Annotated in this window: 8 protein-coding genes; all 8 read right to left on the bottom strand. The window is 60.3% G+C overall.

The window, feature by feature from the left end:
* Window positions 1-1,049: DUF1156 domain-containing protein (locus BRAS3809_RS32740; protein ID WP_035660115.1), on the bottom strand; the 1,049-nt coding region annotated here is incomplete at its 3' end.
* Window positions 1,050-1,057: 8 nt separating this feature from the next.
* Window positions 1,058-1,936 (bottom strand): ASCH domain-containing protein, encoded by an 879-nt coding sequence (locus BRAS3809_RS32735; RefSeq protein WP_008966301.1) that lies wholly within the window; start codon window positions 1,934-1,936, stop codon window positions 1,058-1,060.
* Between the two features lie 24 nt (window positions 1,937-1,960).
* Entirely contained in the window at window positions 1,961-5,458 is a 3,498-nt protein-coding gene (locus BRAS3809_RS32730; RefSeq protein ID WP_008966300.1) for a helicase-related protein, read from the bottom strand.
* Between the two features lie 71 nt (window positions 5,459-5,529).
* Window positions 5,530-6,648, bottom strand: a complete 1,119-nt coding sequence (locus BRAS3809_RS32725) for a tyrosine-type recombinase/integrase (protein WP_240535827.1) — start codon at window positions 6,646-6,648, stop codon at window positions 5,530-5,532.
* Window positions 6,649-6,684: 36 nt separating this feature from the next.
* The gene (locus BRAS3809_RS36375) at window positions 6,685-7,161 is read right to left on the bottom strand and encodes a hypothetical protein (RefSeq protein WP_008966298.1); all 477 of its coding nucleotides are present in this window, start codon (window positions 7,159-7,161) and stop codon (window positions 6,685-6,687) included.
* Between the two features lie 4 nt (window positions 7,162-7,165).
* Window positions 7,166-7,372: a helix-turn-helix transcriptional regulator gene (locus BRAS3809_RS32720; protein ID WP_008966297.1), complete on the bottom strand. Its 207-nt coding sequence runs from the start codon at window positions 7,370-7,372 to the stop codon at window positions 7,166-7,168.
* A 122-nt stretch (window positions 7,373-7,494) separates the two neighbouring features.
* Complete coding sequence (locus tag BRAS3809_RS37545) at window positions 7,495-8,142, bottom strand: CarD family transcriptional regulator (RefSeq protein WP_052523522.1); 648 nt, start codon at window positions 8,140-8,142, stop codon at window positions 7,495-7,497.
* Window positions 8,143-8,198: 56 nt separating this feature from the next.
* Entirely contained in the window at window positions 8,199-9,209 is a 1,011-nt protein-coding gene (locus BRAS3809_RS32710) for a hypothetical protein (RefSeq protein WP_139017499.1), read from the bottom strand.
* Window positions 9,210-9,759 lie beyond the last annotated feature (550 nt).

Below are 9,759 nucleotides of genomic sequence, written 5' to 3'. Positions count from 1 at the left end.
GACATCTTTCCGGCTTGCGCTTCTTCGTCGATGTAGGCTCCGCCAATGTTTGCGCCCGTCAGGACGCATCGAAAGGCCGCTCTCCCTGACTTTGTGCCTTGGGCCTTTTCCTTTTCCTCGGCCTTAGTCAGCTTTCCGGTCTTCACCTCGAAGCGCCAGCCGTCCAGCGCCTTTTCGTCGATCACTGGTTCAACCCAAGCCTTCTTGCCCTCCTTGGTCGAGAGCATGAACGACGAAATGAGCGGGACCATCGCTCCCCTCGCGCTCGGGTCGGGCGAGCGCACGGTGCGTGCCCAAAGCCACGCGATGACATTCGCCTCCAGACCGTCCGGCAATTTAGCTTTCGGGTACAGATGACCGATACGCTTCTCGGCTTCATCCCGCATCCACTTGACGTAGTAGCGCAGGTCTTGCGCCAGACCTTCCGTACCCCTCCAGCTTCGCAATTGCCCGTTCTTCGCCTCCTCCCGCTCTTCCGGATTAATCGGGGCAAGGCCGGCGAACTTAGGCGGGACTTCTACGAGCGCTTTACCGATCAGCACCGCGACGGGGTTGAGATCCGACCCATAGGCGCGTAATCCGAGCCGCTGAGCTTCGAGCGGGATCGAACCTCCACCAGAAAAGGGATCGTAAACGGGTGGCGCCTTGGTCTGAAGGTAGTCGAGGATTGCCTTGCTGTTCGTCTTCGGCGGCGGGTCCTCACCAAGGCCCCACGCGACCGAGCGCGCGATTTCCCAGCGTGCGGCGTCAAGCTTCGTCTCGTCGTTGGAAGCCTCCCACGGCACGATCTCCTCGATTACCTTGTGTAGCCGCCGCCGTTCAACCTCCTGCGCCTCCTCAGTTGGAAAGCGATCGGGCCAAGCCGACGGGTCGTCGACGAGCTGCGCAAACAGTACCGCGCGACAAGCTGCTATGGGTCTCTGTGCCCAGTATTTATGTAGGGCTGTCGGATAGCCTTTAGGTGCTTTCTGCTTCTTCGAAGCAGAATTAATCTGTTCTAGCGGGATTGAGACTTCGATGAGCTTCTTGCGGATGGCGGCGGTCTTCATGTCGTCACTCAGATGGGAGTTCGGCCGGATTTCAGCAGCCTGATCGAATAGCAGTAGGGAGAGGTCCGGGTGATGATGGCTTGGTCACCTGCCGTCGCTCCTGTGCGCTCGAAGAATGGGCTTAGCACAGCCGACCGAGCGTGGCGGAAAATATAGTGCGCCGACTTGCCTGGGCGATCATGCCTATCCGGTCCGGCGATATCTGTCGAGACAACCGGACCTCCATCGAAGGACAAAGTCAGGGATCGCGCTGCCGACTGGCTCTCGTCAGAGCCGCCGATGCTATCGGAGGGGAAGAAGCTCACAACCGACCGCAGATAGATGTGACCATGCGTGATATTGCCCTCCGTGATTGGGATGATGCATCGATCTCCTTCAATACGACCTTCCACCTTCATTCGCTTGCTCAGCACTTTCTTATCCGTCACGTCATGTGCCCGTTTGCCGGTCTGTGAATGGTGCACCTCGGTTTCTCGGTGCAGCCGTTGCGCGACAGCCCCCGTCGATTGATCGACACGTCTCATGATTTCCGTCTCGACTTCCGAGTCCAAGGTCACCCAGCCGACGCCTCCCTTGTGGCTGTAAGGAACCGACGGATGCAGAGGCCGAACGTCGGCCAGAATCCAAGGATAGACCCAGCCCTGGGCGATGACGCTTGCTTGCTGCTCCAGTGGAATACGATGCAGATGCACGGTCTTCGTGTAGCTCTCAACGTTCAGCGAAGCTGGCGAGTCGATCAGACGCGCGGTCGCCACCACCTGACCGCTGCCCTTGCGGATCAGTCCGATTAATCCACGCGTCTTCACTGGCCTCGACCGCATCTCCCAGGTTTTTCGGCCGGCGAGTATTTCGCTAATCCAGGGTTCGCGGATGATGGTCGCCTTCATTGTGGTCGCTTTCCTACAGTGCGACTACTTGCGCGCCAGCGACGCGAGCTGCTCGAAGCCGAAAACAACAGCCGTTTCGGCGAATCCAAGCTCGCGATCGAAGAAGTTCTGCACATAGAGCGGCTCCTGCGCGTAGCCGTCATCAACCCGGACCAGCGCCAGATGGAATGCATCCGGCGCATTGAGCGCAGCCAGCAGTTCGTTCTTGGTGATGATAATCTCGCGCCCGTCGCGATGGCGACCCTTGACCTCGATGAACCTGAGCTTGCCCGTCCTGCCATCCCGGCTCTCAATGTCGTAGCCCCTGTTCTCGGCGGAGACATCGCGCGGCGCATTGCCGAAGACCAGCTCGGCCGCCATGACTGCATCCATCGCGGCCTTCTCGATCTTGGCGCGCGCGGCTGGATCATCAGAGAAGCCGCTGTCTTCAGCCGTCGAAGCCTCTCCGCCAGTCTTGCGCAACAAGCCCCTCGGCACGACGAGCGCGGCGCCCTTGAGCACGGGCGGCATCGCACTGATCTGGCGTTCGCGATCCAATTCCTCCTGGCGCTTGTGCAGGCGTTCCATGAGGCGCTGCGCTGTGGCCTCGGCGTTCTGCGCATTGATGCGCTGCTCCTTGCCGGCGCGCTCCTCTTCGCGAAGTCGAGCGGCGCGGGTGTCCCACCAGGTGATCTCGCGATTGAGGCGATCACGCACCTCGCGTTCGATCTTATCGACTTCGACCAGGCGGCGGCCCTTGACCTCAGCGAGATGTCGGGGGACGAGGTTCGCGATCGCGTAGCCGAACGCCCGGTCTTCAACATGACCTGCGAGCCAGTCAGCCTTGACGACCTCCTGTAGAACCGCCGTCTCCTCCTGCGTAGCAGGCCGGAAATCGAGATATGGCGCAGGGCCGCCGTCGAAGGCCGTCCCGTCCTCCTTTAAGAAGATGAATTGCAAACGCTGTGAGACGGCACGCGGCTCGCCGGAGCGCGCTTGGCGACCGTCGCGGATCGCGTGTTCGAGGTAGACGAGCAGACGCGGCTCATGCCCCTCGTCGGCTTCGTCCACGAGGATACCGCCTTGCCCGAGCAGAGGCTGAAACCGCTGGAGCACGACATCCAGCGCAGCGTCGAGCAAGGGGTGCCCCGGTGCGAGCAGTTCGGCCTGGGGATGGCCATTGATCAGCGACTTTTCGAAGGTGACACGTGCATAACGGTCGAGGATAGGGTCGCCGCGCCCGATCAGGCGATCCCGCTCCTTCAGGACACCCGGGACGCGCGTGATCTCGAAGCGGCCAGCCTCGCGCTCCGATATGCGCCCTCCGAGCAATGTAAACGCCTCCCGGAAGAAGGACCCGATGAAGTGGGGCTGGAGCCGGCGGGCCTGTGCGCGCTCCATCTGCTCGCGGATCACAGACACCGCGTGCGGGTCCATCCCCTCCGATATCAATTTACGCTCGGCGACAAGCTTCTCGATCGATTCGACGTCGACCGCACCATCCACTTTCTGGAATAGCTCCGCCTTCTTCTCTGGCCGGTCACCGTACCGGATCGCCTCGACCAGCAGATCACGCAGAGCCTGCCCCTCAAACAGTTCGCCGAGCACGTCATAGACCTTGCCGCCGAGTGCCTTGCGCGCTTCCTCAAGCTTTTCGAGCAGGCGGCGGTAGACTTCGCCTTCACGCGTGTTGGTCGCGCAAAGGTTCCACAAATGACAGACCTCGGTCTGACCGATACGGTGGATTCTTCCGAATCGCTGCTCAAGCCGGTTTGGATTCCAGGGCAGGTCGTAGTTGACCATCAGATGCGCGCCGCGTTGCAGGTTCACGCCTTCACCGGCCGCGTCGTTCGCGATCATGACGCGAACCTGTGGATCGCTATTGAATGCGGCGATCGCCGCCCTACGCGCCTCTCGCGCGACACCGCCATGAATCACGACTACGCTTTCGGCTCCCGTAACGCCGCCGATCTTTTGCTGCAGATACTCCAGCGTATCCCGAGGCTCGGTGAAGATGAGAATCTTGCGGCGAAGTCCCGTCGCAGGGTCGCGAATGATCGGATCGTCCAGGATGGACATGAGCTGGCGCCACTTGGTGTCCTGACCCGATTGCTTCAGCCGGAATGCCTGCAGTTCGAGCTGCTTCAGATGCTCGATCTCGGTCTTAAGTTCGTCGACTGTCCGGGCCGCTGTGGCCTGATCGAGGATCTCCTCTTCGGCCTCCTCTGCCTCGTCCCCGGGAGCCTCGTCGAGATCATCAGGATCATAAGCCTTGAGGTCGCGGGTGCCGCTGAGCTGAGCCGCGCCGGCTTTGCGCATGACCAGCTCTTCGCGCAGGCGCTCTTCGAGCCGCTTTCGGCGACGCTCCAGTGATCTGTAGATCGCCGCGGGTGATGAAGCGAGACGACGCTGAAGGATCTGCAGCGCAAAACCGACGTTCGCCTGACGCTTGCCGTCGCCGCCGCGATCGGCGCGATTCATTTCCTCGCGGACGTAGGTGGTCACGCCCTGATAGAGTGCTGTCTCTTCCGGCGACAGTTCGTAACTCGCGGTCTGCGCGCGACGCTCGGGGAAAAGCGGTGTACCGTCGAAGCGGTATAGCTCTTCCTTGGTCAGACGGCGCAGCATGTCCGACACGTCAGCCTTGTGGACGCCCTCGCGGAAGCGTCCCTCGAACCGGTCTGCGTCGAGAAGGCCCATGAACAGCTGGAAGTCCGCTTCCTTCCCATTGTGCGGGGTAGCCGACATCAGGAGTAGATTGCGTGTCCGTTCGCCGAGCAGCTTGCCGAGCTTGTAGCGCTTAGTCTCCTTCACCTCACCACCGAAATACGAGGCCGCCATACGGTGGGCTTCGTCGCAAATGACCAGGTCATATTCGGGTGCGGCCGCCAGCTTGGCGCGCAGCTCGTCCGAGCGGGATGCCATGTCGAGCCGCACGATCAGGCGCGGCCGATCGATGAAGGGATTACCCGTCAGAGACGCCTCGATCTGATCCCGGGTGAGAATTTCAAACGGCAGCGAGAATTTCTCGGCGAGTTCGTCCTGCCACTGCTCGACCAGTCCACCGGGAGCGACGATCAGGCACCGTTCCAGGTCGCCCCGAATCAGCAGCTCCTTGATCAGCAATCCTGCCATGACGGTCTTGCCGGCGCCTGGATCGTCGGCCAGCAGGAAGCGCAACGGCTGGCGCGGCAGCATCTCGGCGTAGACGGCCGTGATCTGGTGCGGCAGCGCCTCAATCTGGGATGCAGTGACCGCAAGATAGGGATCGAACAGGTGGGCGAGGCGAATTCGGTAAGCTTCCGATGCCAGACGCAGGAGTCCACCATCGGCATCGAAGCTGTAGGTCCGGCCCGGCTCGACCAACTCGAACCCGGCCTCCTCTCCCCGATAGAGGAGCCGTTCACCAACGCGGCCGTTCGCCCGAAACACAACATTGATGGCATCGGGGCCAAATCGCGCGACCTGCACGATTTCCGCGACGCCGGAACCGTCAATACCCCGCACCCGTGAACCGGGCTTTATCTGATCGAATGAAATCATTGGCTCCCCGCCGCGGCAAACTCGCCTGAAGCGGGAGTGAATTCAACTGGAAATACCGACCCTTGCGTCGGCTAAACGTCGCCGGAGTTCCCCATCGCAGGCTTGTTCTGCGCCGCCACTTGGCTCGTAGCATTGAGAACCGCTTTGTTCACGATGGCTTCCAAAGTCGCGAGGTCGAGGCTTTGGGTACTCGCGTCCCTCGGCTTAGCGAGGGCGCGGATGATTTCGGCCTGCCGATGCCCCGGGACCTCACCATAACCGACAAAGGTGGTCATTTCGCTCTCGTGCCCGAGATTCTGGCTCCAAGCCTTCCATTCCTCGGGCGACCGGCAAAGAGCCTCACCGAGCCGAACGAGCGTCTTTCGGAAGGCGTGCGGATTGACGTAAGCCTGCCCGGCAGCGACGAAGGCGTCTCGGAAAACCTGCCGGATCGGCCCGGTGCTGCGCCAGGGGATCCGCGATAGGCCGACCGCGGCAAAGTTCCGGTCTTCGGATTGCGCCATCTGCGTTGCGGGGAAGAGCGGGTCGTCAGGGCCGAATCCCAATTCGTTCGTCAGAAGCGCGACATAGTCGGTCACGATCTCCAGCGGTTCCGAGCCGACCGGGAAGAAGTTCGTCACGAAGGTCTTGCGGCGCTTCGTGTTCACCTCGCGACCGTCCTGAAACACGGTACCAGCCGCCAAGCTCACGTGCTTCACCCGAAACGAGGCGAGGGCGCCATCCCGGGCGCCGGTCAGCAGGGTGAACGCGATCACCGCTCGGTTGCGCTTTTCGATGGCCGTCCGAGCGGGCATGGCCCGCAGGAGGTGCAAGACCTCATCCACGCTTGGCACCGGCCCCTCGCGACGCGCCGCCGCGATCCGACGGTCCTGGTCGCTCGGGGTGAAATAATTGGCGTCGTTCGCGTTCAACCTCGAACGATAGCCAGGCTCGCGCGACAGCCAAAGGAAGAAGTTACGCAGGTGCTTGAGGGTGCTGGTGATGGTCGCCGCGCTCAACGGCCGGCCATTGGGTCCTGGCTGATCCCCAAGGCTGGCGCGGAAGGAGCGAGCCTGTTCGATGTGAAACTTGCTGAACGGCCTGCGGCCGGTCGAGGTCTCGAAGCGTTCGATCGCGCGAAGAGCGGCATCGATAGTTGCGTCCTGCTTGCCGGAGGCAGCCTGAAGGAAGAAGGAGTAGTCACGCTTCACGCGCTCGTTCTCTGGACAATACTTCGGCATGGTTGGTCAGACCCTCTCAGAGTGCGGATTGGAACGGGGATGCAGCGGCTCACCTAGGCTCGGGTCACCCAGTGGGAATGAAACCCGCAAATCGGCGGTCGCGGCCTTGATCCGCGCCGTCGAAGTGCGCCGGTTCATCATGCCGGTGCAGCTCGGGCAAATGCCCCGGAGGCTGCCGAGCCTGGGTCCGCTTGGCCAGAATTCGACTTCATCGAATGCGGGCCGCCTTGGCTCCTTGCAGCGCAGGCAGAAGAGCCGACCTGGTCCGCAGGGGTTCTTCCGGTCCGTGTTGCGCCGCTTCAGGAAGTCGATCAGGTCGGCGCCGCGAACGATCGTGGGATAGCAACCTTCAACGGCGTGCAGGCCGCTCGTAAGCCAGTGCCGAACGGTGGCCGCAGTGGCGCCGGTCACCTTGGCCGCCTCGCGGACGTTGTAGGTGCGCAGCCGCTTGACCCGCCGCGCAGAGTGTCGCCGGTTCGCCACGGAACTAGCGCCCCAGACGCTCGATCAGGGCACGGATATCCTCCACCCGCCAGGCGGTGGTCTTGGCCCCGAGTTTGACCGGCTTCGGGAAACGGCCGTCTTTGACCCCCTGCCACCAGGTGGACTTGCTGACGGGGATCGGCCCGGAGGGCGCGATTATTGAGGTGAGACGGACGAAGCCGGTGTCCGGCAGGGTCTTGTAGTTCGACATGGTATCGCTCCATTCGTTTGAAGATGGAGCAGACCGACCACGTCCGAATTGGCTTATGGCCGTATGCGGTTTGCGCTAAGCCGCATGCGGCTAGGATTCCGTTCTAGCTATCGATGCGCGGCTCAAATTTCATCAGCCAGCCGGCGCAAGCCGATCTCGCCAGCCTTCATAATCGGGACACGTAGGGTCATTTTCTCAGTCTTGAAATGAATGACGAGCATCTCGACTTGCTTGCCCGCAATATCCTGAGTTTCGATCGCTACTATCTTTCCGACGCCGTGCTGCGGGTATACGACGTGCTCTCCAGTCGAGAAGGTTGCTAGTGGCGGAGAGTTTGCTGAGAGCTTCCTCTTAGACGACAGCGGCGGCTGCTGCGGCTCAGTCCGTCGCTCGATATGGACCATTGCCGCATGGTGCCCCTCCTGTGATTGCGTGTTCGCTGGCAGGCGCTGACCCAAAGCCTGAAGGAAGGATATTGAGGTCCACCAAGGGCTGCGATCGTTCAGGAGAGAATACGCTTCCTCGCCCTGTTTCCGGTACGCGGTACGCTCATAGGCATATCCACCAATCGTGTGGGCGTAAAAAACTATGAACTCCTCCCGCAGGCCGCCTTTATTGAGGAACTGAAAGTAGTGCCTCAGATACGGGCGATCGGGAGTATCATTTATGCAAACGAAATGTTGCAACCGTGCTGAGACAAGAGGATTCATTATCTCGTCAAGTTCGGTATAGCCGCGTCGCTTCCGGTCGAACCAATCTTTGAGCCCCATGCCATGCTCCGTTCGCAACTAACTAACTCGGCGACATCAAGAGCGTCGCCTGAAATTTATTCGAGTTCGCCCTGCCTCTCGGAAAAGAATAGATCCTGCGCTTCCTTAAGGTAACGTCGGATCGTATCGTCTGATAGTGAAACGCCTTCTAATTGCAAATCAGAAACAATTTCGGACACGGTTCTTGATCGCTTATCCGCGGGGTTGTAGGAATATCCTCGAACCGCCATCCCGAAGATTACTTTCAGCATATTTTGTCGCTCTATTGGCGATTGCGCCTTCATGGAGTCGGACGGGTCCGGCGAGACTACTGCAGCCAGTTGGTTTTCAAGCTTAACGATGTGATCTTGTTTTGCCTGGATAGCATCGTTCTTATTCTGGACGATCTTCTTCCAATCATCGACATGATCACGATACATCGCCTGGAGTTGTTCGTAGTTGAAGCGCAGGCTTTCACAGACTGTTTTCAGTTCGTCGCATTTCTTTTCCCAATCGATCCATTTGCCCCGGAAGTGTGAGACTCTTTCAATGAGACCGGCGCAGACAGGAAGTTCGTTGTCCTCAGCCCATTTAATGAAGAGGGGCGGCAAAACCGGATCGAAGAGCTTCTGCCAACCCTTTGCCCGCTCAGTGAGGTCGCGCAGTCGGGCGTACCGCGTCACGAATGGCGAGACACCGCTATAGTTTTTGATTCTGTCCCAGCTCACAATCTCGGGCGCTTTCCCCATGGCGAGTGCGATCGCTTCATCCAAAGACCAATATTCCGCTTTGGCCCAATGGTTGAAATCCGCTGCCGCATGCGGCTGATTGAAGAAGCGCGCGTTTTCCTCCCGCTCCAATTGTCCGCTCCATCGCGCAAACTCGGCCTGATAGAGTTCTTCGAGCTTTTCGGGTGGAAGCGCCCGCAGTTCAGCACCATAACGGTCGCATTCGTTTTCACTAAGCGACCGGACCAACGGCCTAGACCGGTTCGGTGATGGCGGACGCGGCTGGGCAGATGAAAGAACCTGAAACTTGCGCTGGACGAGGAATGCGATGACTTCGTCTCGATTTGACGACAAGGACATGGCCACGCTCCACCTATGGCTTGGCGAATCGCGAAGCCACCAATTCAAGGTGACATGGTCACTTAGCTGCAACTCAAGCCCGAACTGCCATTTCCACCGGCTTTCCCGCTTCGAAACAGACCGGAAACCAGCGAAGTCCGTTGGTACATTCGTTGGTATTCGTCCGCGACTCCCTATTTAAATTACGTCCAATCAATCATTTAGCAACAAAATGTGATGCCCTCTTGCGCACCACGCTTCGCCCTTCGGGCTACGCGTGGCGCGGCCGCACCGTAGCCCACAGGGCGAAGCCGGGCGTTTGAGCCTCCCAAGTGCCGCTTGAGACGCGCTCTGATCCCAATCCACTCTGTCAAACAGCCTGCCACTCGCCGCAGCCGTCGCTCACGCCCATGCCGTCGCGATCTCGCGGCCAGATCAGCCCGAGCTCTGCTGCCGTTTGGCGTCCTCTGGATTTGAGAGGGCGCAGGGAAGGCCGAGTGCCGACTGGCACCCATGGCCCCCGTGCGGAAAAAATGCACGGGGCAGGAACCACAGGCTCAGCCGGAAACAA

Origin of the sequence: Bradyrhizobium sp. STM 3809 (genome assembly GCF_000239795.1) — a bacterium.
In the GTDB taxonomy this organism is placed as follows: Bacteria; Pseudomonadota; Alphaproteobacteria; order Rhizobiales; family Xanthobacteraceae; genus Bradyrhizobium.
The sequence above is the reverse complement of the archived record's forward strand: the minus strand, read 5'-3'. Positions and strand labels throughout refer to the sequence as shown.

What these genes read in the sequence shown, in the direction of transcription:
- BRAS3809_RS32735 (WP_008966301.1), bottom strand. Translation starts at nt 1,936, where the DNA reads ATGAAGGCGACCATCATCCGCGAACCCTGGATTAGCGAAATACTCGCC.
- BRAS3809_RS32730 (WP_008966300.1), bottom strand. Translation starts at nt 5,458, where the DNA reads ATGATTTCATTCGATCAGATAAAGCCCGGTTCACGGGTGCGGGGTATT.
- BRAS3809_RS32720 (WP_008966297.1), bottom strand. Translation starts at nt 7,372, where the DNA reads ATGTCGAACTACAAGACCCTGCCGGACACCGGCTTCGTCCGTCTCACC.
- BRAS3809_RS37545 (WP_052523522.1), bottom strand. Translation starts at nt 8,142, where the DNA reads ATGGGGCTCAAAGATTGGTTCGACCGGAAGCGACGCGGCTATACCGAA.
- BRAS3809_RS32710 (WP_139017499.1), bottom strand. Translation starts at nt 9,209, where the DNA reads ATGTCCTTGTCGTCAAATCGAGACGAAGTCATCGCATTCCTCGTCCAG.